The following is a 26,753-nucleotide window of genomic DNA, read 5'->3' as shown; positions in this document are numbered from 1 at the left end:
TTCAGGATCTGTGGGCGGGTACACCGAGCGACAGCGAGGTGCCGAGTGGTGGGGCATGAGCGTTTTGCTTACTTTTGCGCTTTCAAAAGTGAGGCGCTGTAAAAGCGCAACCTATAGCAGTCGTGACCGCGGTAACGGATATGTACGCAAAAAATCGCCTCCGCATTATTCGTGCTCACACAGGGCTAATGAGTGGGGCAGTAAAGCGCCGTGCAGTCTGCACGTAATTCGAGTTCCGTTATCCAGACTTCTATGGTATAAAATGCGCCGCTTTCCGGGGTAAGCCCCGCAAGCACTAACCCACACACGTGTCGACACGATGACCTGGGTGCCCTCGGCTAGAAGCCGCTGGTTGGTCATTGGGATACGTGGAGGCCTAACCCGACTTATCAAGGAACTATCATGTCCCAAGTCAACATGCGCGATATGCTGAAGGCCGGTGTGCACTTCGGTCACCAGACCCGTTACTGGAACCCGAAAATGGGTAAATACATTTTCGGCGCGCGTAACAAGATTCACATTATCAACCTTGAAAAAACCCTGCCTATGTTCAACGAAGCTCTGTCTTTCGTTGAGAAACTGGCTTCGGGCAAAAACAAGATTCTGTTCGTCGGCACCAAGCGTTCCGCTGGCAAGATCGTTGCTGAAGAAGCAGCACGTTGCGGTTCGCCGTACGTCGATCACCGCTGGTTGGGCGGCATGCTGACCAACTTCAAAACCATCCGTCAGTCCATCAAGCGTCTGCGTGACCTTGAAATCCAGGCTGAAGACGGTACTTTCGCCAAGCTGACCAAGAAAGAGGCGCTGATGCGCACTCGCGATCTGGAAAAGCTGGATCGTAGCCTGGGTGGTATCAAGGACATGGGCGGTCTGCCAGACGCACTGTTCGTTATCGACGTTGATCACGAGCGCATCGCGATCACCGAAGCCAACAAGCTGGGCATCCCGGTTATCGGCGTAGTCGATACCAACAGCAGCCCGGAAGGCGTTGACTACATCATCCCAGGCAACGATGACGCAATCCGCGCTATCCAGCTGTACATGGGTTCGATGGCTGATGCTGTAATCCGCGGTCGCAACAACGTTGCTGGCGGCACCGACGTTTTCGTCGAAGAAGCTCCAGCAGCTGCAGTTGAAGGCTGAGTAATTAACGCCTAGCGTTTACTCAGTACGCAAAAAGGGGGCTTGGCCCCCTTTTTGCCACCTCGAGAACCATGTGTTGGCGTTGTCATGACTTTCTTGTCATGTGCGGCATGCCAGCATGGGTTTCAAGAATTTGAATGCCCGTTCAGGCGGGTGGAATGGTTAAAGACCTGTCCAAGAGGATTTTGAAATGGCAGAGATTACTGCAGCGTTGGTTAAAGAACTGCGCGAGCGCACCGGCGAAGGCATGATGGATTGCAAAAAGGCCTTGACCAAGGCTGGCGGCGACATCGAAAAAGCCATTGATGACATGCGTGCTTCGGGCGCTATCAAGGCTGCCAAGAAAGCAGGCAACGTCGCTGCTGAAGGTGCTATCGCTGTCAAGGTTGCTGAAGATGGCAAGCGCGCTACCATCATCGAAGTCAACTCCCAGACCGACTTCCTGGCCCTGCAAGACGACTTCAAGAACTTCGTCACCAGCAGCCTGGAAAAAGCGTTCGCTGACAAACTGACCGACGCAGCTCCGCTGATCGAAGCGCAGGAAGTCGAGCGTACTGCTCTGGTTGCCAAAGTTGGCGAGAACGTGAACATCCGTCGTCTGGCGAGCATCGAAGGTGACGTGGTCAACGCTTACCTGCACGGCAACAAGATTGGTGTTGTCGTTGTCCTGAAAGGCGGCGACGCTGAACTGGCCAAAGACATCGCTATGCACGTAGCGGCCAGCAACCCTGAGTTCCTGCTGCCTTCGGAAGTTTCTGCCGAAGCGATCGAGCGCGAGAAGGGCGTCTTCCTGCAACTGAACGAAGACAAGATCAAAGGCAAGCCAGCCGAAATCGTTGAGAAAATGGTTGCCGGTCGTATCACCAAGTTCCTGGCTGAAGCCAGCCTTGTTGAGCAGGCTTTCGTCAAGAACCCGGAAGTCAAGGTTGGCGAGCTGGCCAAGAAAGCCGGTGCTGAAATCGTTTCCTTCACCTACTTCAAAGTGGGCGAAGGCATCGACAAGCCAGTCGACAACTTCGCTGAAGAAGTCGCTGCGCAAGTAGCTGCAAGCAAGAAGTAAGACGGTTCACTGACTGTCGTACCCAAGAGGCTGCCCGCTTACGCGCGCAGCCTCTTTGTCAAAAAGGAAAAGGTGTTTGTTTTCCTTGGAGAAGTGGCTTACAAGGCTGCATTCTTCTGACGCTGTCGCAGCGTCAAGCTAGAGTTAGCGCAGGCTTAAAGTGCCCGCACAGATTTTTTTCAGAAAACGCCGCAGGAGAGATTCGCAATGGCTCAGCAGGGCAGTGGTTATCAGGCTCGCTATAAACGCATTCTACTCAAGCTTAGCGGCGAGGCCCTGATGGGCTCCGAAGAGTTCGGAATCGATCCAAAAGTACTGGATCGCATGGCGCTTGAAGTCGGCCAGCTGGTTGGCATAGGCGTCCAGGTCGGACTGGTTATCGGCGGTGGCAACCTGTTCCGTGGTGCCGCACTCAGTGCTGCTGGAATGGACCGTGTCACGGGCGATCACATGGGCATGCTGGCCACTGTGATGAATGCCCTGGCAATGCGTGATGCGCTGGAGCGCGCCAACATTTCTGCCATCGTGATGTCTGCCATTTCGATGGTTGGTGTGACCGATCATTACGATCGGCGCAAAGCCATGCGTCACCTGAGTTCAAAAGAAGTCGTGATTTTCGCGGCAGGTACTGGCAATCCGTTCTTCACCACCGATTCGGCTGCTTGCTTGCGGGCCATCGAAATCGACGCTGACGTTGTCCTCAAGGCAACGAAAGTGGATGGTGTGTACACCGCAGACCCATTCAAAGACCCGCATGCAGAGAAGTTCGATCATCTGACTTACGATGAAGTCCTGGATCGCAAGCTGGGCGTGATGGATCTGACGGCAATCTGTCTGTGCCGCGATCACAAGATGCCACTCCGTGTTTTTAATATGAACAAGCCCGGCGCCCTGCTGAACATCGTACATGGCGGCGCTGAAGGAACCCTGATCGAGGAAGGCGCACAATGATCAACGAAATCAAGAAAGACGCTCAAGAGCGCATGCAGAAATCCCTGGAATCCTTGAGCCACGCATTTGGCCAGATTCGTACCGGCAAGGCTCACCCAAGCATTCTGGGCAGTGTGATGGTGCCTTACTACGGCGCTGACACCCCTTTGAGTGGCGTTGCCAACGTGACTGTCAAAGACTCCCGCACCCTTCAGGTTGTTGCCTTTGAGCGCAACATGCTGGCGGCTGTCGACAAGGCAATCCAGAGCGCTGGATTGAACCTTAATCCGACCAACCTCGGTGAGCTGCTGCTGATCTCCATGCCGGCGTTGACCGAAGAGACCCGCAAGGGCTTCACCAAGCAGGCACGTAGCGCTGCTGAGGACGCTCGTGTCGCGGTGCGTAATATTCGCCGTGATGCGTTGGGTGACCTGAAGAAGCTGGTCAAGGACAAGGAAATCAGCGAAGACGAAGAACGTCGTGCCGCTGCAGATATCCAGAAACTGACCGACAAGGCAGAGGCTGATATCGATTCGGCCACCAAGGCAAAAGAAGCAGACCTGATGGCCGTATAAGGTTCGGGGCGCTTTCATGGAAAAGACAAAATCGACCGCGCCGTCATCGGTGCCGCGTCATGTCGCGATCATCATGGATGGTAATAATCGCTGGGCGAAGAAGCGCCTGTTGCCCGGTGTTGCCGGGCACAAAGCGGGTGTGGATGCGGTTCGCGCGGTCATTGAGGTGTGTGCTGAGGCCAAGGTCGAGGTGCTCACGCTTTTTGCGTTTTCCAGTGAAAACTGGCAGCGGCCAGCCGAAGAAGTCGGGGCGTTGATGGAGCTTTTCTTCACGGCCTTGCGCCGTGAAACCAAGCGCCTGAACGAAAACGAGATCAGTTTGCGCATCATTGGTGATCGATCCCGTTTTCACCCCGAGCTTCAGGCGGCCATGCGAGAAGCTGAAAACCGCACTGCCGGCAATGATCGGTTTGTCCTGCAGATCGCCGCCAACTATGGTGGTCAGTGGGACATTGCCCAGGCTGCACAGCGACTCGCGCGCGAAGTGCAGGCAGGGCATCTGCGTCCGGATGACATTACGCCTGAATTGCTGCAAACCTGTCTGGCGACCGGTGATTTGCCGTTGCCGGATTTGTGTATTCGTACAGGTGGCGAACACCGCATCAGTAACTTCCTGCTTTGGCAGCTTGCGTATGCCGAGCTGTACTTCTCCGACCTGTTCTGGCCGGACTTCAAACACGATGCCATGCGCGCTGCGCTGGCCGATTTCGCTTCGCGTCAGCGTCGCTTCGGTAAAACGAGCGAGCAGATCGAAGCTGGAGCCCGGGTTTAATGCTGAAACAACGGATTATCACTGCACTTATTCTGCTGCCGATTGCGCTTTGCGGATTTTTCCTGCTTTCCGGGGCCAGCTTCGCCCTGTTCATCGGCGTAGTGGTAACCCTTGGTGCCTGGGAATGGGCGCGTCTCGCCGGTTTCCCCGCTCAGTCGGCGCGCATCGCTTATGCCGCTGCCGTGGCGGCGCTATCGTTTCTTCTCTATCTCATGCCGGGGCTTGCTCCCTGGATTCTGATAGCTGCGGTTATCTGGTGGGTGCTGGCAACCTGGCTGGTACTGACCTACCCGGAATCCAGTCGGCACTGGTCCAGTGCGATCTGCAAGCTGGCTATCGGTCTGGTGATCCTGCTGCCTGCATGGCAGGGGTTGGTACTGATCAAGCAATGGCCGCTGGGTAACTGGTTGATTCTGTCGGTCATGGTGCTGGTCTGGGGGGCGGATATAGGTGCCTATTTCTCTGGCAAGGCTTTTGGCAAGCGCAAGCTGGCGCCGAAAGTCAGCCCGGGTAAAAGCTGGGAGGGAGTGTACGGTGGTTTGCTGACCTGCTTGCTGATCACTGTTGTTGTCGGTGTTGTTCGCGACTGGTCCGCTTCACAGTTCGTGTTTGGCTTGCTGGGTGCCGCGATTGTCGTGTTCATTTCTGTGGTGGGTGATCTGACTGAAAGCATGTTCAAGCGCCAGTCCGGTATCAAGGACAGCAGCAATCTGCTGCCTGGCCATGGCGGAGTGCTTGATCGTATCGACAGTCTGACGGCTGCTATTCCGGTTTTTGCAGTGCTGCTGTGGGCTGCTGATTGGGGCGTGCTGTGAGTCGTCCTCAACAGGTTACCGTTTTAGGCGCTACCGGCTCGGTCGGTTTGAGTACGCTGGACGTTATTGCTCGTCATCCTGATCTCTATCAGGTATTTGCGTTGACTGGCTTTACCCGGCAGAGCGAGTTGCTGGCACTGTGCATCAAGCACACGCCGCGCTTTGCTGTGCTGCCGACCCAGGAGTCTGCGCGCAAATTGCAGGACGATCTGGCCGCAGCAGGTCTTGATACTCGAGTGCTGGTGGGGGAGAGGGGGCTTTGTGACGTTGCCGCCCACCCGCAGGTTGATACCGTGCTGGCCGCGATTGTCGGAGCTGCTGGACTGCGGCCTACCTTGGCGGCTGTCGAGGCCGGCAAGAAAATTCTGCTGGCGAACAAGGAAGCGCTGGTCATGTCTGGCGCGCTGTTCATGCAGGCGGTTCGTCAAAGTGGCGCGGTTCTGCTGCCTATCGATAGCGAACACAATGCGATTTTCCAGTGTCTGCCGCTTGATTACGCGCGCGGGCTGGCGCCGGTTGGTGTGCGACGCATTTTGCTGACTGCATCGGGCGGGCCGTTTCGCGAGACACCGTTGAGCGAATTGAACGATGTATCTCCTGAGCAAGCCTGCGCTCATCCCAACTGGTCGATGGGGCGCAAGATTTCAGTGGACTCTGCCAGCATGATCAACAAAGGTCTCGAGCTTATTGAGGCTTGCTGGCTATTCGATGCACGGCCGGATCAGATTGAAGTGGTGATTCATCCGCAGAGCGTCATTCATTCGATGGTCGACTATGTGGATGGGTCGGTGCTTGCCCAATTGGGCAATCCGGACATGCGTACGCCGATTGCTCATGCGCTGGCCTGGCCGCAGCGTATTGATTCAGGTGTGGCACCTCTGGACCTGTTCAGCATCGCACGTCTGGACTTTCAGGCACCTGACGAACAGCGCTTCCCGTGTCTGCGTCTGGCGCGGCAAGCTGCCGAGGCTGGCAACAGCGCCCCGGCCACGCTGAACGCAGTAAACGAAGTAGCTGTAGCTGCATTTCTCGATCGGCGCATCCGTTATCCGGAAATCGCGGGTATGATCGACGATGTTTTGAATCTTGAACCCGTTGTGCCGCTTCCTGATCTGGAAGCTGTATTCAGTGCGGATTCAAAAGCGCGCGTTCTGGCCGAGCAATGGCTCAGTCGCAACGGGCGTTAATCGCAGACGCTAGACGGTACTGGCTCGGGGCTTGACCCAGACGGTACCCGGAGAAAGTTGATGAGCGCGCTCTATATGATTGTCGGCACCCTGGTTGCGCTGGGTGTGCTGGTTACCTTTCACGAATACGGCCACTTCTGGGTCGCACGGCGTTGTGGCGTCAAGGTTTTACGCTTTTCGGTCGGCTTCGGCACACCACTTGTTCGCTGGCATGATCGGCAGGGCACCGAATTCGTAATCGCAGCCATCCCGTTGGGTGGCTACGTAAAAATGCTCGATGAGCGTGAAGGTGACGTCCCTCCCGAGCTGGCTGATCAGTCGTTCAATCGCAAGTCGGTTTATCAGCGCATTGCCATCGTCAGCGCTGGCCCGATTGCGAACTTTCTTCTGGCAATTGTTTTTTTCTGGATCCTGGCCATGCTGGGCACCCAGCAAGTACGCCCGGTTATCGGTGCAATCGAGGCTGGCAGTATTGCGCAACAGGCAGGGCTGAGTGCCGGTCAGGAAATTGTTTCTGTCGATGGCGAAGCTACTGCAGGCTGGTCAGCCGTGAATCTGCAGATGGTGCGTCGGCTGGGTGAAAGCGGTACGGTCGCCCTCAAGGTGCGCGAGCCTGGCGCGACGGTCGATACCGCTCACAGCCTGGCACTGGATAACTGGTTGAAAGGGGCAGAAGAGCCGGACCCGATCAAGTCGTTGGGTATTCGCCCATGGCGTCCGGCGTTGCCTCCGGTGCTGGCCGAGCTGGATCCGAAAGGTCCTGCACAGGCAGCTGGGCTGAAAACCGGTGACAGGCTCGTTGCTCTGGATGGTCGTCCGGTAGAAGAGTGGCAGCAAGTGGTTGATTGGGTGCGCGAGCGCCCTGATGCGAAAATTTCCCTGCGTGTTGAGCGTGAAGGTGCGCAACTTGATGTGCCGCTGACACTCGCGGCGCGTGGTGAAGGCGAGGCTTCGAGCGGTTATCTGGGGGCTGGCGTCAAAGGTATCGACTGGCCTCCGGAGATGCTGCGCGAAGTCAGTTATGGTCCACTGGCCGCTGTGGCCGTGGGCGCCAGCCGTACGTGGACTATGAGCGTATTGACGCTCGATTCACTCAGGAAAATGTTGTTCGGCGAGCTCTCGGTAAAAAACTTGAGTGGACCGATAACCATTGCTAAAGTGGCGGGCGCTTCGGCCCAGTCGGGCATAGGTGATTTCCTGAATTTCCTCGCTTATCTGAGCATAAGCCTGGGAGTCCTGAATTTACTGCCTATTCCAGTGCTGGACGGGGGGCATCTGTTGTTCTATCTGATTGAGTGGGCACGTGGTCGCCCCCTTTCAGAAAGGGTTCAAGGTTGGGGGATTCAGATTGGTATCAGTCTGGTGGTGGGCGTTATGTTGCTCGCACTGGTCAACGATCTGGGTCGACTGTAAAGCTTAGCTTTGCTGAGTTGCGAATCTGCCGCATTTTGCGGCAGTTTGTTTATTGCCAGTTGGAATAAGAAAGGACTTCATGAAACGTCTGCTGCTAACTGCGGTTCTTGCCGTACTGATGATTGCCGAAGTTCACGCCGAGTCCTTCACTATCTCCGATATCCGTGTCAACGGCCTGCAGCGGGTATCCGCGGGCAGTGTATTTGGTGCGTTGCCGCTGAACGTTGGCGAGCAAGCGGATGATGGTCGTCTGGTGGATGCCACTCGCGCACTGTTCAAAACCGGATTCTTCCAGGATATCCAGTTGGGTCGTGACGGCAACGTGCTGGTCATCACCGTCGTCGAGCGTCCATCTGTTGCGAGTATCGAAATCGAAGGTAACAAGGCCATCTCCACTGAAGACCTGATGAAGGGTCTGAAACAGTCGGGTCTGGCTGAAGGCGAAATCTTCCAGCGGGCAACTCTTGAAGGTGTGCGTAACGAACTCCAGCGCCAGTATGTTGCTCAGGGCCGCTATTCGGCTGAAGTTGCGACTGAGGTCGTTGCTCAGCCACGCAACCGGGTTGGCCTGAAGATCAACATCAATGAAGGCACGGTCGCGTCCATCCAGCACATCAACGTGGTGGGTAACAGTGTCTTCCCTGATGAAGACCTGATCGACCTGTTCGAACTCAAGACCACCAACTGGCTTTCTTTCTTCAAGAACGACGACAAGTACGCCCGGGAAAAACTTTCCGGCGACCTCGAGCGTCTGCGTTCCTACTACCTCGATCGCGGCTATATCAACATGGATATCGCCTCGACTCAGGTCTCGATCACGCCTGACAAGAAAAACGTTTTCATCACGGTCAATGTCAACGAAGGCCAGAAGTACAGCGTCAAGTCGGTCAAGTTGAGCGGTGACCTCAAGGTTCCGGAAGATCAGGTCAAATCCCTGCTGCTGGTCAAACCAGGCCAGGTGTTCTCGCGCAAGGTCATGACCACGACTTCCGAGCTGATCACCCGCCGTCTGGGTAACGAAGGTTATACCTTCGCCAACGTCAATGGCGTGCCGACACCTAACGACGAAGATCACACCGTCGACATCACCTTCGTGGTTGATCCAGGCAAGCGTGCTTATGTAAACCGCATCAACTTCCGTGGTAACACCAAGTCTGCCGACGAAGTGCTGCGCCGTGAGATGCGTCAGATGGAAGGCGGCTGGGCTTCGACCTACCTGATCGACCAGTCCAAGACTCGTCTGGACCGTCTGGGCTTCTTTAAAGAAGTGAACGTCGAGACACCTGCCGTACCGGGTACTGACGATCAGGTCGACGTCAACTATGCGGTAGAAGAGCAGGCATCCGGTTCGATCACCGCCAGCGTTGGCTTCGCACAGAGCGCAGGTTTGATCCTCGGTGGTTCGATCAGTCAGAACAACTTCCTCGGTACCGGTAACAAGGTCAGCATCGGCCTGACGCGCAGCGAATACCAGAGCCGTTACAACTTCAGCTACGTCGATCCTTACTGGACCGCTGATGGTGTGAGCCTGGGTTACAACGCGTTCTACCGAACCACTGACTACGATGACCTTGATGTCGATGTTGCAAGCTATGCGGTAGATAGCCTGGGTGCTGGTATCAGCATGGGCTACCCGATCAACGAGACCTCTCGTCTGACTTACGGTCTGACCGTGCAGCAGGACGAAATCAAGACCGGTACCTACACCGTCGACGAAATCTTCGACTTCGTGGACAAGGAAGGCGACAAGTACCTGAACTTCAAGGGCTCGATCGGCTGGTCCGAATCGACTCTGAACAAAGGTGTACTGGCGACTCGCGGTCACTCGCAAAGCCTGACACTGGAAACCACGTTGCCGGGTAGCGACCTGTCGTTCTACAAACTGGACTATCGCGCCCAGTACTTCCACCCGATTACCGACAACTACACCCTGCGTCTGCACACTGAGCTGGGTTATGGCGACGGCTACGGTTCGACTTCAGGTCTGCCGTTCTATGAAAACTACTATGCCGGTGGCTTCAACTCGGTTCGTGGTTTCAAGGACAGCACTCTTGGCCCACGCAGTACGCCTAGCAGTGGTACTCGTCCAGGCACGCGAGTTGACCCGGATCAGGATCCACTTCCGTTCGGTGGCAACGTCCTTGTTCAAGGTGGTGTAGAGGTTATGTTCCCTCTGCCGTTCATCAAGGATCAACGTTCTCTGCGTACCTCTTTGTTCTGGGACGTCGGTAATGTGTTTGACTCGAACTGCGACTCAAACCGCACCCGCAATGGCGAGAAAGTTGAATGTAACAACGTTGATCTGTCCGGTATGGCCAGCTCCGTTGGTGTAGGCGTGACTTGGGTCACGGCGCTCGGTCCATTGAGCTTCGCCCTGGCGATGCCGATCAAGAAACCGGATGATGAGGCTGAAACCCAGGTTTTCCAATTTTCCCTTGGTCAGACTTTCTAAGCGTCTGACTTTAGATAACGACAGCGAATTCTGTAGGAGTACATCGTGCGTAAGTTGACTCAATTGGTACTGTTGGCAACCGTTCTCGCAGCAGGCCCGGCTTTTGCCGACATGAAAATTGCCGTTCTGAACTATCAAATGGCTTTGTTGGAATCTGATGCGGCCAAGAAATATGCCGTTGATGCAGAGAAGAAGTTCGGTCCGCAACTGACCAAGCTGAAAACTCTGGAAAGCAGCGCCAAGGGCATTCAGGATCGTCTGGTGAGCGGTGGCGACAAAATGGCCCAGCCTGAGCGCGAGCGTCTTGAGCTTGAATTCAAGCAGAAAGCCCGTGACTTCCAGTTCCAGTCCAAGGAACTGAACGAAGCCAAAGCCGTTGCTGACCGTGAAATGCTCAAGCAACTGAAGCCAAAACTGGATCAGGCTGTTGAAGAAGTGATCAAGAAAGGTGCATTTGATCTGGTCTTCGAGCGCGGTGCAGTGATTGACGTCAAGCCACAGTATGACGTTACTCGCCAGGTCATCGAGCGCATGAACCAGCTGAAGTAACCTATGACCGCGACTATCAAGCTCGGCCAGTTGGCCGAGTTTCTCGGGGCTACGCTACGTGGCGCCGAGGATAAAGAAATTACCGGGCTAGCCACTTTGCAAGAGGCCGGTCCAGGTCAGGTCAGTTTCCTGGCAAATCCGCAGTACCGTAAATTCCTCGTTGATACTCAAGCCTCGGCGTTGCTTTTGAAGCCTGCCGATGCTGATTCGTATGCTGGCGATGCCTTGCTGGTGCCGGATCCGTATCTGGCCTATGCACGTATTTCCCACCTGTTTGATCCGAAGCCGAAGGCAGCTGCCGGAGTTCATCCGACGGCAGTCATTGCTGATGATGCGCAGATTGATCCTGCTGCGAGTATCGGCGCGTTTGCTGTGGTTGAAAGCGGGGCGCGCATTGCTGCTGGCGTTACCGTAGGGGCGCAGTGTTTCATTGGTGCCCGTTGCGAAATCGGTGAAGGCGGCTGGCTTGCTCCACGGGTTACGCTTTATCACGATGTACGCATCGGCAAGCGGGTGGTCATTCAGTCAGGTGCTGTTCTGGGGGGCGAGGGCTTCGGTTTCGCCAACGAGAAAGGTATCTGGCAGAAGATTGCCCAGATTGGTGGCGTACTGATCGGTGACGATGTGGAAATTGGCGTGAATACCGCCATTGACCGCGGCGCATTGGCCGATACCCGAATTGGTAACGGTGTGAAGCTGGACAACCAGATTCAGATCGCTCACAACGTGCAGATCGGTGATCACACTGCCATGGCCGCTTGTGTGGGTATCTCCGGCAGTACCAAAATCGGCAAGCACTGCATGCTGGCCGGTGGCGTTGGGTTGGTAGGCCATATCGATATTTGTGACGGTGTTTTCATCACCGGCATGACCATGGTGACCCACTCCATTACCGAGCCAGGCTCTTATTCATCTGGTACGGCAATGCAGCCTGCGGGCGAATGGCGCAAAAGCGCCGCACGTATTCGCAAACTCGACGACATGGCACGTCGACTGCAGAAGCTGGAAAAGATTGTTGAGGGAGTGACCTCAGGCGTTAATGCTTCATCAGATGGCTGATACTTTTTTCATATCAAGCGTGCACTGCCGATAAATTGCTTCCTTGATTTGCAGAGGAGTGCAGCGCAATTGCCGCGCACTCCCAATCTTGACTACAGGCTTCCCCTCGAAATGATGGACATCAACGAAATTCGTGAATACCTGCCGCACCGCTACCCGTTCCTGTTGGTAGATCGCGTAGTGGAGCTCGATGTCGAGAGCAAAAGTATTCGCGCTTATAAAAACGTCAGCATCAATGAGCCGTTCTTCAACGGCCACTTTCCGGCGCATCCAATCATGCCGGGTGTGTTGATCATTGAAGCGATGGCTCAGGCTGCCGGGATCCTTGGTTTCAAAATGCTGGGCGCCAAGCCTGCCGATGGCACGCTGTATTATTTCGTGGGATCGGACAAATTGCGTTTCCGCCAGCCAGTGCTGCCGGGCGACCAGTTGATTCTTGAGGCGAAGTTCCTCAGCTGCAAGCGTCAGATCTGGAAGTTTGAGTGCAGCGCCTCGGTTGATGGCAAGCCTGTTTGCTCCGCAGAAATCATCTGTGCGGAACGTAAACTATGAGTTTAATTGACCCTCGCGCAATCATCGATCCGACAGCCATTCTGGCTGACAATGTGGAGGTCGGCCCTTGGTCGATCATCGGAGCTGGTGTGGAAATTGGCGAGGGTACAGTGGTTGGGCCTCACGTGATTCTGCGTGGGCCGACCCGGATCGGTAAGCACAATCGCATTTACCAGTTTTCATCGGTAGGCGAGGACACGCCCGATCTCAAGTACAAAGGTGAAGAGACGCGTCTGGTCATTGGCGATCACAACGTGATTCGCGAGGGCGTTACGATTCATCGCGGCACCATCCAGGACCGTGCTGAAACCACGATTGGCGACCACAACCTGATCATGGCCTATGCACACATCGGTCATGACAGTGTTATCGGCAATAACTGCATTCTGGTCAACAACACTGCGTTGGCGGGTCATGTGCACGTTGCGGATTGGGCGATCCTTTCCGGTTTCACCCTTGTCCATCAGTACTGCCACATTGGCGCCCATAGTTTTTCCGGCATGGGTACCGCCATTGGCAAGGACGTTCCTGCGTTTGTTACCGTATTTGGCAACCCTGCCGAAGCCCGGAGCATGAACTTCGAGGGCATGCGTCGTCGCGGCTTCAGTGAAGAGGCTATTCACGCGTTGCGCCGCGCCTACAAAGTAGTTTATCGCCAGGGGCTGACGGTTGATCAGGCCATCGCCGAGCTGGCTGAGCCTGCTGCCCTGTTTCCGGAGGTTGCGGTGTTCCTTGAGTCCATCCAGACTTCGACCCGCGGCATCACCCGCTAATCATGTCCAGCGTATTGCGTGTCGCTTTAGTCGCTGGCGAGGCGTCCGGGGACATTCTCGGATCCGGTCTTATGCGTGCCATCAAGGCGCGCCATCCTCAGGTTGAGTTCATCGGAGTAGGCGGCCCGCTGATGGAAGCCGAAGGTATGGCCTCCTATTTCCCGATGGAACGTCTTTCGGTCATGGGGCTGGTTGAGGTGTTGGGTCGTTTGCGCGAGTTGTTGGCTAAACGCAAGGCGCTGATTCAGACCCTCATCGATCAAAAGCCAGATGTTTTTATTGGCATCGATGCACCGGATTTCACCCTCAATATCGAGCTTCAACTGCGTCGTGCCGGCATCAAGACGGTGCACTACGTCAGCCCGTCGGTGTGGGCGTGGCGGCAGAAGCGCGTCCTCAAGATTCGCGAAGGCTGCGATCTGATGCTGACGTTGCTGCCCTTCGAGGCACGCTTCTATGAAGAAAAAGGCGTGCCGGTCAAGTTTGTCGGGCATCCGTTGGCTGACACTATCCCGCTGCAGGCGGATCAAGCTGCTGCTCGTGCCGAACTAGGGTTTGGTGATGGTCCGGTTATTGCGTTGATGCCTGGAAGTCGTGGTGGTGAAGTCGGGCGTCTGGGCAGTTTGTTCTTCGACGCTGCCGAGCGTCTGCTGGCGGTGCGCCCCGAGGTGAGATTTGTCTTGCCGTGCGCGAGCCCCCAGCGTCGCCTGCAGATCGAGCAATTGTTGCAGGGTCGCGATTTACCGGTGTCGTTGCTCGACGGTCGCTCTCATGTAGCGCTGGCCGCCTGCGATGCGGTATTGATTGCATCGGGCACGGCGACCCTGGAAGCACTGCTGTACAAGCGCCCCATGGTGGTTGCCTATCGCATGGCACCGCTTACTTTTTGGATACTCAAGCGTCTGGTGAAAAGCCCCTACGTCTCGCTGCCCAATCTTCTGGCTCAGCGCCTGTTGGTGCCTGAGCTGTTGCAGGATGAAGCCACTCCTGATGCGTTGGTGCAGCAATTGCTGCCGCTTCTGGATGATGGTCTGGTGCAGACTGCGGGTTTTGACGAAATACACCGGACCTTGCGTCGCGATGCATCCAATCAGGCCGCTGAGGCGGTGTTGAACCTGATTGGCCATTCGCCTTCACTGTGAGTTCGTGTTCAATGCAAATGGGTCTGGATTTCAATCTGGTAGAAGAACTGGTTGCAGGCGTTGATGAGGTGGGTCGCGGTCCGCTTTGTGGTGCTGTGGTGACTGCCGCGGTAATTCTCGATCCGCTTCGCCCGATTCTGGGGCTCAACGACTCGAAGAAACTGACAGAAGCCAGGCGCGAATTGCTGTTCGATGAAATCTGCGAGAAAGCCCTGTCCTGGCACATTGCCCGGGCAGAAGTCGAAGAGATCGATGAGTTGAACATCCTGCACGCCACTATGCTGGCCATGAAGCGTGCTGTTGAAGGCCTGATGATTACGCCGAAACTGGCCTTGATCGACGGTAATCGTTGTCCACAATTGTCTGTGCCCAGTGCGCCGGTGGTTCAGGGCGACTCCAAGGTTCCGGCGATCGCCGCTGCGTCTATTCTGGCCAAGGTCAGCCGTGACCGTGAGATGGCTGCCATGGAACTCAAGTATCCCGGTTACGGGATCGGCGGGCACAAGGGTTATCCAACACCCGTGCATCTCGAAGCCCTTGCGCGTCTCGGACCGACGCCGATTCACAGGCGCTCATTCGGGCCGGTGCGTGCGGCTTATGCTGCGCGGGATGCAATGATCCAGTCGACGATGTCTTCAGCGTCGATTTTCCCATTGAACTGACAGTGGGCTGATGTTTTGCCAAAGGCCCGGTACAATCCGGGCCTTCGTTTTTGTTCTAGCGCTATAGGATCTCCATGCCGGCTTCTTTCGTTCATCTACGCCTGCACACCGAATATTCGCTGGTCGATGGCCTGGTACGGGTCAAACCGCTGGTCAAAACCCTCGCAGCCATGAATATGCCTGCCGTGGCGGTGACTGATCAGAACAACCTGTGCTCGCTGGTCAAGTTTTACAAGGCGGCAATGGGCGCGGGGATCAAGCCTATCTGCGGTGCAGACCTGTGGCTGTCGAACAAGGACGAAGATGCCGCGTTGAGTCGCATCAGCCTGCTGGTCATGAATGCCAAGGGCTACCGCAATCTGACTGAACTGATTTCCCGTGGCTTCATTGATGGTCAGCGCAACGGCCAGATCATCATTGAGCGCGAGTGGGTTGCCGAAGCCAACGAAGGCCTGATCGCGCTGTCAGCGGCGAAAGAGGGCGAGATCGGTATGGCGTTGCTGGGTAATAACCCCTCAGATGCCGATCAGCTGTTGAGCGAATGGATGGCGGTATTTCCTGATCGTTTCTACGTCGAAGTGCAGCGCACCAATCGCCCCAATGACGAAGAGCATCTTCACGCCGCGGTAGCCCTGGCCGACCGCCACGGTGCGCCGCTGGTGGCGACCAATGACGTGCGATTCATCAAGCAGGAAGATTTCGAAGCGCATGAAACCCGTGTCTGCATCGGTGAAGGGCGTGCGCTGGATGACCCGCGTCGTTCGCACAATTACAGCGACCAGCAGTACCTGAAAAGCGCCGAGGAAATGGCAGAGCTGTTCAGCGACCTGCCCGAAGCGCTGGAAAACTCGGTGGAAATCGCCAAGCGCTGCAACATCGACGTGAAGCTGGGTACTCACTTCCTGCCTGACTACCCGATTCCTGATGGCATGACCATCGACGAGTATTTCCGCAAGGTTTCGTTTGAAGGGCTTGAAGAGCGCCTCGCGGTACTTTGGCCTAAAGAGACGACGCCGGACTATGAAGCCAAGCGTCAGGTGTATGTCGACCGGTTGAATTTCGAGCTGGATATCATTATCCAGATGGGCTTTCCCGGCTACTTCCTGATCGTTATGGACTTTATTCAGTGGGCCAAGAGCAACGGCGTACCGGTAGGTCCCGGCCGGGGATCGGGTGCCGGGTCGCTGGTGGCCTATGTGCAGAAGATTACCGACCTTGATCCTCTCGAATATGACCTGCTGTTCGAACGCTTCCTGAACCCGGAGCGGGTATCCATGCCCGACTTCGACGTCGACTTCTGCATGGATGGCCGGGACCGCGTGATTGATTACGTGGCCGAGAAGTATGGCCGTAATGCTGTAAGCCAGATCATCACCTTCGGTTCCATGGCCGCCAAGGCGGTGGTGCGGGACGTGGCGCGGGTCCAGGGCAAGTCTTACGGCCTGGCTGATCGCCTCTCGAAGATGATCCCGTTCGAAGTCGGCATGACCCTTGAGAAAGCCTACGAGCAAGAGGAAATCCTGCGGGACTTCCTCAAGGTCGATGAAGAGGCTGCCGAAATCTGGGAGATGGCGCGCAAGCTCGAAGGCATTGTGCGTAACGTCGGCAAGCACGCCGGTGGTGTGGTTATCGCACCGACCAAACTGACTGACTTCTCGGCCATTTACTGCGATGAAGAGGGCAGTGGTCTGGTGACGCAGTTCGACAAGGACGACGTCGAGGCGGCGGGGCTGGTGAAGTTCGACTTCCTCGGTCTGCGGACCCTGACCATCATCGACTGGGCGCTGAAAACAATTAACCGTGACCGTGCCAAGGTCAACGAAGAGCCGCTGGATATCGCCTTCATTCCGCTGGATGACGCGCCGACTTATCAGTTGCTGCAGAAAGCTGAAACGACAGCGGTGTTCCAGCTTGAGTCGCGCGGCATGAAGGAGCTGATCAAAAAGCTCAAGCCCGACTGCCTGGAAGATTTGATCGCACTAGTGGCCCTGTTCCGTCCGGGGCCTCTGCAATCGGGCATGGTGGACGACTTCATCAACCGTAAGCACGGTCGCGCTGAACTGTCGTATCCGCACGTCGATTATCAATACGAAGGGCTCAAACCTGTTCTGGCGCCGACTTACGGCATCATTCTTTATCAAGAACAGGTAATGCAGATCGCCCAGGTCATGGCCGGTTATACCCTCGGCGGTGCGGACATGCTGCGACGTGCCATGGGTAAGAAAAAACCCGAAGAAATGGCCAAGCAGCGCGGCGGCTTCATTGAGGGTTGCAAGACCAACAATATCGACCCGGATCTGGCCGGTAACATTTTCGACCTGGTGGAAAAATTCGCCGGTTATGGCTTCAACAAATCTCACTCGGCTGCCTATGGCCTGGTGTCGTATCAGACGGCCTGGCTGAAAGCCCATTACCCGGCGCCGTTCATGGCCGCGGTGCTGTCGGCGGATATGCACAACACCGACAAGGTCGTGACCTTGATCGAAGAAGTGCGGATCATGAAGCTTCGCCTGGATGCGCCGGATGTGAACGCGTCCGAATACAAGTTCACGGTGAGTGAAGACGGCCGCATCATTTACGGCCTTGGCGCGATCAAGGGGGTGGGTGAAGGCCCGGTTGAAGCGATTACCGAAGCCCGTGAAGACGGACCGTTCAAGGATCTGTTCGATTTCTGCGCCCGTGTCGACCTCAAGCGCGTCAATAAGCGGACCCTGGATGGTCTGATTCGCAGTGGTGCACTTGATCGTCTCGGTCCTTACTTTGAAACCGAACCCAAAGCGTACCAAGCCAATATCGACCGCAACCGCGCAGTGTTGCTGGCCTCCCTGGTAGAAGCGATTCAGGCCGCCGAGCAGACTGCACGCAGTCATGACAGCGGCCATTCGGACCTGTTCGGCGGACTGTTCGTCGAAGAAGATACCGATGTGTATGCCAATCATCGCAAGGCCAAGGAAGGTAGTCTCAAGGACCGTTTGCGCGGCGAGAAGGAAACCCTTGGGCTGTACCTGACCGGTCACCCGATTGACGAATATGAAGGCGAGATTCGCCGTTTTGCACGGCAACGAATCATCGACCTCAAGCCGGCGCGTGACACTCAGACCGTCGCAGGTCTGATCATCGCGTTGCGGGTCATGAAGAACAAGAAGGGCGACAAGATGGGGTTTATCACCCTTGACGACCGCTCTGGACGAATAGAAGCTTCGCTTTTTGCCGAAGCGTTTCATTCGGCGCAGGCCTTGCTGCAGACCGACGCGATGGTGGTGGTCGAGGGTGAGGTCAGCAACGACGATTTCTCTGGTGGTCTTCGCTTGCGTGCCAAGCGCGTGATGAGCATCGAAGATGCGCGTACAAATCTGGCAGAAAGCTTGCGTCTGACTGTGCGTGCCGAAGCGCTGAAAGGCGACCGGCTGCGCTGGCTTGGCGATTTGTGCAAGCGCCATCGCGGTGCGTGCCCGATTACTCTGGATTACACCGGGCTGGATGCCAAGGCCTTGCTGCAGTTCGGCGAAGCGTGGCGAATTGATCCCGCAGACAGCTTGATTCAAGCTCTGCGTGACCAGTTCGGACGTGAGAACGTCTTCCTGCAGTATCGCTGAAAGCATCAGCCCAGAATTTTTTAAACTCGACCTGAATGCGCCTGTTCCCGTAAGGTAAGGCGCTAACGGATCAACCGGCCGGCCTCTTGGCCGTCGACCCAAGACGGATGCCTATGAACCCGAATTTTCTTGATTTCGAACAGCCGATCGCTGACCTGCAAGCCAAGATTGAAGAATTGCGCCTGGTAGGTAATGACAACTCGCTCAACATTGGCGATGAGATCTCGCGACTGCAAGACAAGAGCAACACGCTGACCGAAAGCATTTTCGGCAACCTGACCAGTTGGCAGATTGCACGCATGGCGCGTCACCCGCGTCGTCCGTACACTCTGGACTACATTCAGCACATCTTCACCGAGTTCGATGAGCTGCATGGCGACCGTCACTTCTCCGACGACGCTGCGATTGTTGGCGGTGTTGCCCGTCTGGAAGGTCAGCCGGTTATGATCATTGGCCATCAGAAAGGCCGTGAAGTGCGTGAAAAGGTTCGTCGTAATTTCGGCATGCCGCGTCCTGAGGGCTATCGCAAGGCCTGTCGTCTGATGGAAATGGCCGAGCGTTTCAAGATGCCGATCCTGACCTTCATCGACACACCGGGCGCATACCCGGGTATCGACGCCGAAGAGCGTAACCAGAGTGAAGCGATTGCCTGGAACCTGCGGGTCATGGCGCGTCTGAAAACGCCGATCATTGCCACTGTTATTGGCGAAGGTGGTTCTGGCGGCGCATTGGCAATCGGTGTCTGCGATCAGTTGAACATGCTCCAGTACTCCACCTACGCAGTTATCTCTCCGGAAGGTTGCGCGTCGATTCTGTGGAAAACCGCAGAAAAGGCTCCTGACGCTGCTGAAGCCATGGGCATTACGGCTGATCGCCTGAAAGGCCTGGGTATTGTCGATAAAGTCATTTCCGAGCCTCTGGGCGGTGCACACCGCGACCCGGCCGCTGCTGCACTGGCAATCCGTCAGGAATTGAGCAGCCAGCTGGCGATGCTCAAGAAGTTCGATAACGATGCGCTGCTGGCTCGTCGTTATGATCGTTTGATGAGCTACGGTCTCTGATTCAGAGGCGACGCTTCAATCGCGTTCTTGTGGGAGCGAATTTATTCGCGAAGGCATTCAGTAAGACGGTGAAGATGTTTTGGCTGTACGGGCCTCTTCGCGAATGAATTCGCTCCCACAGGAAGCAATGAAGTCTAATGACCACATCCAAACCCTCCGGTCATGATCTCCCCGCCAGGCTTCTTCAAGTCCTGGCACCCTGGCGTAGCGCGCCAGCCTGGTATGTCGGTTTTTCCGGTGGCCTGGATTCAACTGTCTTGCTTCACCTTCTGGCTGAACTCGCAAAACGCGAAAGCCTGCCGTCTCTAAATGCCCTACATGTCCATCACGGCCTACAGGCTGTTGCTGATGCATGGCCGCTGCATTGCCAGCAGGTTTGCGAGGCGCTTGGCGTTCCTTTGCGAGTGATCAGCGTTCAGGTGAAGTCGGGCGCTAGCCTCGAACAGGCCGCGCGTGATGCGCGTTACGCCGCTTTCAGCGATCTCCTTGCTGAAGATGAAGTGCTACTGACCGGTCAGCATCAGGACGATCAGGCTGAAACCCTGCTGTTTCGCTTGTTGCGCGGCGCGGGGGTTCGGGGGCTGGCGGGCATGCCGGTTAGCCGCACGTTGGGACAGGGGCATCTGCTCAGGCCCTTGCTGAGTATTTCCCGGGAGGAGCTGGAAGCCTATGCGACTAAGCATCGTCTGCTGTGGGTCGAAGATCCCAGCAACGAAGACTCTCATTATTCGCGCAACTACCTGCGCAGTCAGGTGCTGCCGGTAGTGAAGTCCCGCTGGCCGCAGGCGACCGCGAGTATGGCGCGCACGGCCGCTCATCTGGATGAAGCGCAGCAACTGCTTGAGGAACTGGCCCAGGCTGATCTGGAGTCGGCGCAATCACTCCATGCATTTGGCTGGCTCAAGGTGCCCTCTCTGGCACTGCCTGAGCTGGCTAACCTGTCTCCCGCCAGGCAACGAAACGCGCTGCGCCATTGGCTTGCACCGCTGACCCGACTGCCGGACAGCGATCATTGGGTTGGCTGGGAAAATCTCCGGGACGCGGGGCCGGGCGGGCGCCCGGTGTGGCGGCTGGCCGATGGGGAACTGCATCGTGATCAGGGGCGTATCTGGTGGCTTTCCGACAATTGGCTGCAGCCACTGATGCAGCCCGCTCAATCCTGGATGGACGCGCGACTTGCGCTGGAGCTGCCTGGTAACGGTCAGGTTTTCATTGACGGTGAAACTCCTTCGGGACTGCTGGAGGTGCGCTATCGCCAGGGAGGAGAGGTGCTCAGCCTGCCGGGCCGCGGACGTCGCGATCTCAAGCGTCTGCTCAATGAGCGCGAAATACCGCTATTTGTCCGCGGCCGATTGCCGCTGCTGTTCCGGAACGGCGAAATTCTGGCGGTGGCAAACCTGCCTGCGCTCAATGTTTGCGGCCATGAAAGCTGGGTGTTGCATTGGGTGCCGCCGACGAATGACCAAAGTTTGAGCTGAAAGCCCAATTCCGGTAGACTACGCTCCCTTCTTGATACAGCTTCTGTGGATCCTTTTGGATCGACATGAGTTGCCGGTTACCAACCAGTCTTTGCTGGATGATTCTTGACATGTGGCGCGCAATTGACAGGCTTTTTCAGTCAGTCCGTTTCAACGCAGCAGTTCGGAGTTCACCGTGAATTTTGTCGGTAATCGGGGGCTTCGGCCTTCCTTCGCTTTCCCCGGCGGCTCTGACCGCTTTAACGCAGACTTCTAGGGTTTTTCATGACGCGCTACATCTTCGTCACGGGCGGTGTTGTTTCTTCATTGGGGAAAGGCATTGCCTCGGCTTCATTGGCGGCCATCCTGGAGGCGCGGGGACTTAAGGTCACCATGCTGAAGCTTGACCCCTATATCAACGTCGATCCGGGCACCATGAGCCCGTTCCAGCACGGTGAAGTGTTCGTCACGCATGACGGCGCCGAAACCGATCTGGACCTTGGCCACTACGAGCGGTTCATCCGCACGACCATGACCCAGAACAACAACTTCACCACTGGCCGTGTGTATGAACACGTCCTGCGCAAAGAGCGCCGTGGTGATTATCTGGGGGCGACGATTCAGGTTATTCCGCACATCACCGACGAAATCAAACGCCGGATCATCAAGGGCGCAGGCGATGCCGATGTTGCTCTGGTCGAGATCGGCGGCACCGTGGGTGATATCGAGTCGCAACCGTTCCTGGAAGCGATCCGTCAGTTGCGTTTCGAAGTAGGTGCCAAGCGCGCCATGCTGATGCACCTGACACTGGTTCCTTATATCGCGACCGCTGGCGAAACCAAAACCAAGCCGACCCAACATTCGGTGAAGGAATTGCGTTCCATCGGCCTGCAGCCTGACGTTCTGGTATGCCGTTCCGATCACCCGATCGACATTTCGTCGCGTCGCAAGATCGCTCAGTTCACCAACGTCGAAGAGCGCGCCGTCATCGCTCTGGAAGACGCCGATACCATCTACAAGATTCCGGGCATCCTGCACTCTCAGGGTCTGGACGATTTCGTCGTCGAGCGCTTCGGCCTGCAATGCAACAGCGCAGACCTGTCCGAGTGGGACGCTGTGGTAGACGCCAAGCTCAATCCTGAGCATGAAGTCACCATCGCCATGGTCGGCAAATACATGGAGTTGCTGGACGCTTACAAGTCGCTCATCGAAGCGATGAGTCACGCTGGCATCACCAACCGTACCAAGGTCAACCTGCGCTACATCGACTCTGAAGACATCGAGAACCAGGGCACTGCGCTGCTGGAAGGTGTGGATGCGATTCTGGTCCCGGGCGGCTTCGGTCTGCGTGGCGTGGAAGGCAAGATCACTGCCGTTCAGTTCGCTCGTGAGAACAAGGTGCCGTATCTGGGCATCTGCCTGGGCATGCAAGTGGCCGTGATCGAATACGCTCGTAACGTGCTGGGCTGGAAAGACGCCAACTCCACCGAGTTTGATCGTAATGGCGCGCACTCCGTCGTTGGTCTGATCACCGAGTGGGAAGATGCCACTGGCGCAGTCGAAACCCGTACTGAGAGCTCCGATCTGGGCGGCACAATGCGCCTGGGCGCTCAGGAATGTCAGCTTGAGCCAGGTTCGCTGGTGCACGACTGCTACGCCAGCGATGTGATCGTCGAGCGTCATCGTCATCGCTACGAAGTGAACAACAACCTGCTGCCGCAGTTGCTGGAAGCCGGCCTGAAAGTGTCGGGTCGTTCCGGTGATGGCGCGCTGGTAGAAGTGGTCGAAGCCCCGGATCATCCATGGTTCGTGGCTTGCCAGTTCCACCCTGAGTTCACCTCGACACCTCGCGACGGTCACCCGCTGTTTAGCGGCTTCGTCAAGGCCGCACTGACTCAACACAAGAAAAATTCTTGATTCGGGAAACTCAGAACATGGCTCAGAAAACTATCCGCGTAGGCTCAATCGACATTGCCAACGACAAGCCAATGGTGCTTTTCGGTGGCATGAACGTTCTCGAGTCCCGTGACATGGCCATGCAGATTTGCGAAGAATACGTGCGGGTTACCGAAAAGCTCGGAATCCCTTACGTGTTCAAGGCCAGTTTCGACAAAGCTAATCGTTCGTCCATGCACTCCTACCGTGGCCCTGGCCTGGAAGAGGGCATGCGGATCTTTGAAGAGGTTAAAAAGACCTTCAATGTTCCGTTGATCACTGACGTGCATGAGCCAGAGCAGGCCAAGGTTGTCGCTGAAGTTTGCGACATCATTCAACTGCCTGCTTTCCTGTCGCGTCAGACCGATCTGGTGGTTGCCATGGCCCGCACTGGCGCTGTGATCAACATCAAGAAAGCCCAGTTCCTCGCCCCTCAGGAAATGAAACACATCCTGAGCAAGTGTGAGGAGGCCGGTAACGATCAACTGATCCTCTGTGAGCGCGGCACCAGTTTTGGCTACAACAACCTGGTTGTGGACATGCTCGGTTTCGGCATCATGAAGCAGTTCAACTACCCGGTATTTTTCGACGTGACCCACGCCTTGCAAATGCCGGGCGGTCGTTCGGATTCTGCTGGCGGTCGTCGTGCGCAGGTATTGGAACTGGCGAAGGCCGGCATGAGTCAAAACCTCGCTGGATTGTTCCTTGAGGCTCATCCTGATCCGGACAATGCCAAATGCGACGGCCCTTGCGCCTTGCGTCTGGACAAGCTGGAGCCATTCCTGGCTCAGCTCAAGGCTCTGGATGAGTTGGTCAAAAGCTTCCCGGCAGTAGAAACCGCTTAAATCGGGCTTCTCCGGCAGGTTAGCCTCCGGTAAAGTGCCGCACGTTTACATCCCCCGGCCCCAGGTCGGGGTTTGTCGCTCTAAGGTCTGCCCTGTAATGAGCCCTTGAGCGACAGGCATTTCCCAGCTGCGTCGTTTTCGTCAATCTTGGAGTGTTTACAACAATGGCAAAAATCGTCGACATCAAAGGTCGTGAAGTTCTCGACTCCCGTGGCAATCCCACCGTGGAAGCAGATGTGCTCCTCGACAACGGCATCATCGGCAGCGCATGCGCTCCGTCCGGTGCTTCAACCGGCTCGCGCGAGGCGCTGGAGCTGCGTGATGGCGACAAGAGCCGTTACCTGGGCAAGGGCGTTCTCAAGGCTGTAGCCAACATCAACGGCCCGATCCGCGACCTGTTGCTGGGTAAGGATCCGGTTGATCAGCAAGCGCTGGACCGCGCCATGATTGCTCTGGACGGTACTGAAAACAAAGCCAGCCTGGGCGCCAACGCGATCCTCGCTGTATCCCTGGCCGCCGCGAAAGCCGCTGCTCAGGATCAGGATCTGCCGTTGTACGCGCACATTGCCAACCTGAACGGTACGCCGGGCGTTTACTCGATGCCGGTTCCGATGATGAACATCATCAACGGTGGCGAGCATGCCGATAACAACATCGACATTCAGGAATTCATGATTCAGCCTGTCGGCGCCAAGACCTTTTCCGAAGGCCTGCGCTGGGGCACCGAGATTTTTCATCACCTCAAAGCTGTGCTGAAGGCTCGTGGCCTGAACACCGCGGTAGGTGACGAAGGTGGTTTTGCACCTGACCTCAACTCCAATGCCGATGCACTGGACGCTATCGCCGAAGCTGTTGCCAACGCTGGCTACAAGCTGGGGACCGACGTGACCCTGGCGCTGGACTGTGCGGCGAGCGAGTTTTACAAGAACGGCAAATACGTTCTGAGCGAAGAGGGCGAGTACGACTCCGCCGGTTTCGCTGACTACCTGGCCGATCTGGTCAGCAAGCACCCGATCATCTCTATCGAAGACGGTCTCGACGAGTCCGACTGGGATGGCTGGAAGATTCTCACCGACAAGATCGGCGACAAGGTGCAACTGGTAGGTGACGACCTGTTCGTGACCAACACCAAGATCCTCAAGGAAGGCATCGACAAGAAAATCGGTAACTCGATCCTGATCAAGTTCAACCAGATCGGTACCCTGACCGAAACGCTGGAAGCCATTCAGATGGCCAAGGCTGCTGGTTACACCGCTGTTATTTCGCACCGCTCTGGCGAAACCGAAGATTCCACGATCGCCGATCTGGCAGTGGGTACTTCCGCGGGTCAGATCAAGACCGGTTCGTTGAGCCGTTCTGATCGTATTTCCAAGTACAACCAGTTGCTGCGTATTGAAGAGCAACTGGGTGCCAAGGCGGTATACCGTGGTCGCGGCGAGTTTCGCGGCTGACACCGAGATGGTAAAAAGACAGCCGGTGCTGTGACAATCGCCTGCTTTCCCGGATGATTGATCAGCATTGATGCGGCTAACACCGCTATAGAGCCTGGCCCTGCCAGGCTCTATGCCCTCAGTCCCTGTTGTATTGTTGGCTTCACGTTGTCGGCTCTGCTGTCTTTTTTACTGGGTACCTGATATTCAATGCGCAGTCCTAACTGGTTGTTTCTCGTCCTGATCCTGATGCTTGCAGGCCTGCAATATCGCCTGTGGGTAGGGAACGGGAGTCTGGCGCAAGTGGCCAGCCTTAATCAGCAGATCGCTGACCAACATGCCGAAAACGAAGCGCTGCTTGAGCGCAATCGGGTCATGGACGCTGAAGTGCTTGAGCTCAAAAAAGGTATGGAAACCGTCGAAGAGCGTGCCCGTCATGAACTGGGCATGGTCAAGGAAGGCGAAACGCTCTATCAGTTGGCACAATGAAGCTGGCTCTGTGAAGCTTACCTCGTGAATAAGTGCATCCTTCCTGCCTTCTGGGCAGTCATTCCTGCCGCGGGTGTTGGTGCCCGTATGGCCGCAGATCGTCCCAAGCAGTATTTGCAACTGGGCGGCCTGACAATTCTTGAACACAGCCTTCTCTGTTTTCTCGATCACCCCCGTCTCAAGGGCCTGGTGATCAGTCTGGCTGTGGACGACCCTTACTGGCCCAATCTGCCGTGTGCGCTGGATTCGCGGATTACGCGGGTTGATGGCGGCAAAGAGCGTGCGGATTCGGTGCTAAACGCGTTGCTGCATTTGCATGCCCAAGGTGCGGATGACCATGATTGGGTGTTGGTGCACGATGCCGCGCGGCCTAATCTGGCGCGTTCAGATCTGGATAACCTGCTGGGTGAGCTGGCCGATGACCCGGTCGGAGGTCTGCTGGCCGTTCCAGCCCGCGACACGCTCAAGCGTGCGGGGCCTGATGGCCGGGTCACCGAAACGGTAGACCGTAGCCTGATCTGGCAAGCGTATACCCCGCAGATGTTTCGCCTGGGCGCGCTGCACCGTGCGCTGGCTGACGGTCTGGTTTCCGACGTTGCCATTACCGATGAAGCGTCTGCCATCGAATGGGCAGGACAGTCGCCCCGATTGATCGAAGGACGCTCGGACAACATCAAGGTCACTCGCCCTGAGGATCTTGAGTGGTTGCGGCAGCGGCGTAGCGAGTTCAATCGCTAGTTTCTTTAGGTGCTCGCCAGTGATCTTGCCGTAGCGCGCTCGGATGGAAAACAGAGGACCTGTGGGACCGAATTTATTCGGGAAGGCGGTATTTCTATTGATCGATAACTAGCGGATG

At 56.3% G+C, this 26,753-nt stretch carries 23 protein-coding genes; all 23 read left to right on the top strand.

Translation table 11 applies throughout. The features are described from left to right. The first annotated feature begins 402 nt into the window (after positions 1 to 402). On the top strand, positions 403 to 1,143 hold the full coding sequence (gene rpsB / locus RX972_RS09475) for a 30S ribosomal protein S2 (RefSeq protein ID WP_027898812.1): 741 nt from the start codon (positions 403 to 405) through the stop codon (positions 1,141 to 1,143). 190 nt (positions 1,144 to 1,333) lie between these two features. Further along, entirely contained in the window at positions 1,334 to 2,203 is an 870-nt protein-coding gene (tsf, locus tag RX972_RS09470) for a translation elongation factor Ts (protein ID WP_027898811.1), read from the top strand. A gap of 207 nt (positions 2,204 to 2,410) precedes the next feature. Further along, entirely contained in the window at positions 2,411 to 3,154 is a 744-nt protein-coding gene (gene pyrH / locus RX972_RS09465; protein WP_027898810.1) for a UMP kinase, read from the top strand. Next, positions 3,151 to 3,708: a ribosome recycling factor gene (gene frr / locus RX972_RS09460; protein ID WP_027898809.1), complete on the top strand. Its 558-nt coding sequence runs from the start codon at positions 3,151 to 3,153 to the stop codon at positions 3,706 to 3,708. The genes pyrH and frr overlap by 4 nt, the downstream gene beginning before the upstream one ends. A 16-nt stretch (positions 3,709 to 3,724) precedes the next feature. Further along, complete coding sequence (gene uppS / locus RX972_RS09455; RefSeq protein ID WP_027898808.1) at positions 3,725 to 4,480, top strand: polyprenyl diphosphate synthase; 756 nt, start codon at positions 3,725 to 3,727, stop codon at positions 4,478 to 4,480. Continuing rightward, complete coding sequence (locus RX972_RS09450) at positions 4,480 to 5,295, top strand: phosphatidate cytidylyltransferase (protein ID WP_263270920.1); 816 nt, start codon at positions 4,480 to 4,482, stop codon at positions 5,293 to 5,295. Before uppS ends, RX972_RS09450 begins: the two co-directional genes overlap by 1 nt. Further along, the gene (gene ispC / locus RX972_RS09445; RefSeq protein WP_099269918.1) at positions 5,292 to 6,482 is read left to right on the top strand and encodes a 1-deoxy-D-xylulose-5-phosphate reductoisomerase; all 1,191 of its coding nucleotides are present in this window, start codon (positions 5,292 to 5,294) and stop codon (positions 6,480 to 6,482) included. Before RX972_RS09450 ends, ispC begins: the two co-directional genes overlap by 4 nt. A gap of 60 nt (positions 6,483 to 6,542) precedes the next feature. Next, positions 6,543 to 7,895, top strand: coding sequence for a sigma E protease regulator RseP (gene rseP, locus RX972_RS09440; RefSeq protein ID WP_316874564.1), 1,353 nt, complete (start codon positions 6,543 to 6,545; stop codon positions 7,893 to 7,895). A 79-nt stretch (positions 7,896 to 7,974) separates the two neighbouring features. Next, positions 7,975 to 10,347 carry an outer membrane protein assembly factor BamA gene (gene bamA / locus RX972_RS09435; protein WP_316874562.1) on the top strand — a complete coding sequence of 791 codons (2,373 nt, stop codon included), beginning with the start codon at positions 7,975 to 7,977 and terminating at the stop codon, positions 10,345 to 10,347. 45 nt (positions 10,348 to 10,392) lie between these two features. Further along, positions 10,393 to 10,896, top strand: a complete 504-nt coding sequence (locus RX972_RS09430; protein WP_027898803.1) for an OmpH family outer membrane protein — start codon at positions 10,393 to 10,395, stop codon at positions 10,894 to 10,896. Positions 10,897 to 10,899: 3 nt separating this feature from the next. Continuing rightward, positions 10,900 to 11,955, top strand: coding sequence for a UDP-3-O-(3-hydroxymyristoyl)glucosamine N-acyltransferase (gene lpxD / locus RX972_RS09425; protein ID WP_316874559.1), 1,056 nt, complete (start codon positions 10,900 to 10,902; stop codon positions 11,953 to 11,955). A 111-nt stretch (positions 11,956 to 12,066) separates the two neighbouring features. Next, a complete protein-coding gene (fabZ, locus tag RX972_RS09420; RefSeq protein ID WP_027898801.1) occupies positions 12,067 to 12,507 on the top strand; it encodes a 3-hydroxyacyl-ACP dehydratase FabZ in 441 nt (146 codons plus the stop codon). Beyond that, the gene (gene lpxA, locus RX972_RS09415) at positions 12,504 to 13,280 is read left to right on the top strand and encodes an acyl-ACP--UDP-N-acetylglucosamine O-acyltransferase (RefSeq protein ID WP_027898800.1); all 777 of its coding nucleotides are present in this window, start codon (positions 12,504 to 12,506) and stop codon (positions 13,278 to 13,280) included. The genes fabZ and lpxA overlap by 4 nt, the downstream gene beginning before the upstream one ends. A 2-nt stretch (positions 13,281 to 13,282) precedes the next feature. Next, a complete protein-coding gene (gene lpxB, locus RX972_RS09410) occupies positions 13,283 to 14,422 on the top strand; it encodes a lipid-A-disaccharide synthase (protein WP_231672729.1) in 1,140 nt (379 codons plus the stop codon). Positions 14,423 to 14,433: 11 nt separating this feature from the next. Further along, positions 14,434 to 15,084, top strand: a complete 651-nt coding sequence (gene rnhB / locus RX972_RS09405) for a ribonuclease HII (protein ID WP_316874556.1) — start codon at positions 14,434 to 14,436, stop codon at positions 15,082 to 15,084. 74 nt (positions 15,085 to 15,158) lie between these two features. Next, positions 15,159 to 18,680, top strand: a complete 3,522-nt coding sequence (gene dnaE, locus RX972_RS09400; protein WP_231675605.1) for a DNA polymerase III subunit alpha — start codon at positions 15,159 to 15,161, stop codon at positions 18,678 to 18,680. Positions 18,681 to 18,793: 113 nt separating this feature from the next. Then, entirely contained in the window at positions 18,794 to 19,741 is a 948-nt protein-coding gene (locus RX972_RS09395; RefSeq protein ID WP_027898797.1) for an acetyl-CoA carboxylase carboxyltransferase subunit alpha, read from the top strand. A 137-nt stretch (positions 19,742 to 19,878) separates the two neighbouring features. Continuing rightward, positions 19,879 to 21,219 (top strand): tRNA lysidine(34) synthetase TilS, encoded by a 1,341-nt coding sequence (gene tilS, locus RX972_RS09390; RefSeq protein ID WP_316874553.1) that lies wholly within the window; start codon positions 19,879 to 19,881, stop codon positions 21,217 to 21,219. 264 nt (positions 21,220 to 21,483) lie between these two features. Further along, complete coding sequence (locus tag RX972_RS09385; protein WP_027898795.1) at positions 21,484 to 23,115, top strand: CTP synthase; 1,632 nt, start codon at positions 21,484 to 21,486, stop codon at positions 23,113 to 23,115. A gap of 17 nt (positions 23,116 to 23,132) precedes the next feature. Then, positions 23,133 to 23,978, top strand: a complete 846-nt coding sequence (gene kdsA / locus RX972_RS09380) for a 3-deoxy-8-phosphooctulonate synthase (protein ID WP_027898794.1) — start codon at positions 23,133 to 23,135, stop codon at positions 23,976 to 23,978. 164 nt (positions 23,979 to 24,142) lie between these two features. Continuing rightward, the gene (eno, locus tag RX972_RS09375) at positions 24,143 to 25,429 is read left to right on the top strand and encodes a phosphopyruvate hydratase (RefSeq protein ID WP_027898793.1); all 1,287 of its coding nucleotides are present in this window, start codon (positions 24,143 to 24,145) and stop codon (positions 25,427 to 25,429) included. A 189-nt stretch (positions 25,430 to 25,618) separates the two neighbouring features. Further along, positions 25,619 to 25,897, top strand: a complete 279-nt coding sequence (ftsB, locus tag RX972_RS09370; protein WP_027898792.1) for a cell division protein FtsB — start codon at positions 25,619 to 25,621, stop codon at positions 25,895 to 25,897. Between the two features lie 24 nt (positions 25,898 to 25,921). Beyond that, on the top strand, positions 25,922 to 26,635 hold the full coding sequence (gene ispD / locus RX972_RS09365) for a 2-C-methyl-D-erythritol 4-phosphate cytidylyltransferase (protein WP_080237942.1): 714 nt from the start codon (positions 25,922 to 25,924) through the stop codon (positions 26,633 to 26,635). Positions 26,636 to 26,753 lie beyond the last annotated feature (118 nt).

Origin of the sequence: Pseudomonas syringae group sp. J309-1 (assembly GCF_032582135.1) — a bacterium.
In the GTDB taxonomy this organism is placed as follows: Bacteria; Pseudomonadota; Gammaproteobacteria; order Pseudomonadales; family Pseudomonadaceae; genus Aquipseudomonas; species Aquipseudomonas quasicaspiana.
The sequence above is the reverse complement of the archived record's forward strand: the minus strand, read 5'-3'. Positions and strand labels throughout refer to the sequence as shown.

Bases quoted from the DNA above. Each gene is read 5' to 3' on its own strand.
- rpsB (WP_027898812.1), top strand. From the start codon at position 403: ATGTCCCAAGTCAACATGCGCGATATGCTGAAGGCCGGTGTGCACTTC.
- tsf (WP_027898811.1), top strand. From the start codon at position 1,334: ATGGCAGAGATTACTGCAGCGTTGGTTAAAGAACTGCGCGAGCGCACC.
- pyrH (WP_027898810.1), top strand. From the start codon at position 2,411: ATGGCTCAGCAGGGCAGTGGTTATCAGGCTCGCTATAAACGCATTCTA.
- frr (WP_027898809.1), top strand. From the start codon at position 3,151: ATGATCAACGAAATCAAGAAAGACGCTCAAGAGCGCATGCAGAAATCC.
- uppS (WP_027898808.1), top strand. From the start codon at position 3,725: ATGGAAAAGACAAAATCGACCGCGCCGTCATCGGTGCCGCGTCATGTC.
- RX972_RS09450 (WP_263270920.1), top strand. From the start codon at position 4,480: ATGCTGAAACAACGGATTATCACTGCACTTATTCTGCTGCCGATTGCG.
- rseP (WP_316874564.1), top strand. From the start codon at position 6,543: ATGAGCGCGCTCTATATGATTGTCGGCACCCTGGTTGCGCTGGGTGTG.
- bamA (WP_316874562.1), top strand. From the start codon at position 7,975: ATGAAACGTCTGCTGCTAACTGCGGTTCTTGCCGTACTGATGATTGCC.
- lpxD (WP_316874559.1), top strand. From the start codon at position 10,900: ATGACCGCGACTATCAAGCTCGGCCAGTTGGCCGAGTTTCTCGGGGCT.
- fabZ (WP_027898801.1), top strand. From the start codon at position 12,067: ATGATGGACATCAACGAAATTCGTGAATACCTGCCGCACCGCTACCCG.
- lpxA (WP_027898800.1), top strand. From the start codon at position 12,504: ATGAGTTTAATTGACCCTCGCGCAATCATCGATCCGACAGCCATTCTG.
- lpxB (WP_231672729.1), top strand. From the start codon at position 13,283: ATGTCCAGCGTATTGCGTGTCGCTTTAGTCGCTGGCGAGGCGTCCGGG.
- rnhB (WP_316874556.1), top strand. From the start codon at position 14,434: ATGCAAATGGGTCTGGATTTCAATCTGGTAGAAGAACTGGTTGCAGGC.
- dnaE (WP_231675605.1), top strand. From the start codon at position 15,159: ATGCCGGCTTCTTTCGTTCATCTACGCCTGCACACCGAATATTCGCTG.
- RX972_RS09395 (WP_027898797.1), top strand. From the start codon at position 18,794: ATGAACCCGAATTTTCTTGATTTCGAACAGCCGATCGCTGACCTGCAA.
- tilS (WP_316874553.1), top strand. From the start codon at position 19,879: ATGACCACATCCAAACCCTCCGGTCATGATCTCCCCGCCAGGCTTCTT.
- RX972_RS09385 (WP_027898795.1), top strand. From the start codon at position 21,484: ATGACGCGCTACATCTTCGTCACGGGCGGTGTTGTTTCTTCATTGGGG.
- kdsA (WP_027898794.1), top strand. From the start codon at position 23,133: ATGGCTCAGAAAACTATCCGCGTAGGCTCAATCGACATTGCCAACGAC.
- eno (WP_027898793.1), top strand. From the start codon at position 24,143: ATGGCAAAAATCGTCGACATCAAAGGTCGTGAAGTTCTCGACTCCCGT.
- ftsB (WP_027898792.1), top strand. From the start codon at position 25,619: ATGCGCAGTCCTAACTGGTTGTTTCTCGTCCTGATCCTGATGCTTGCA.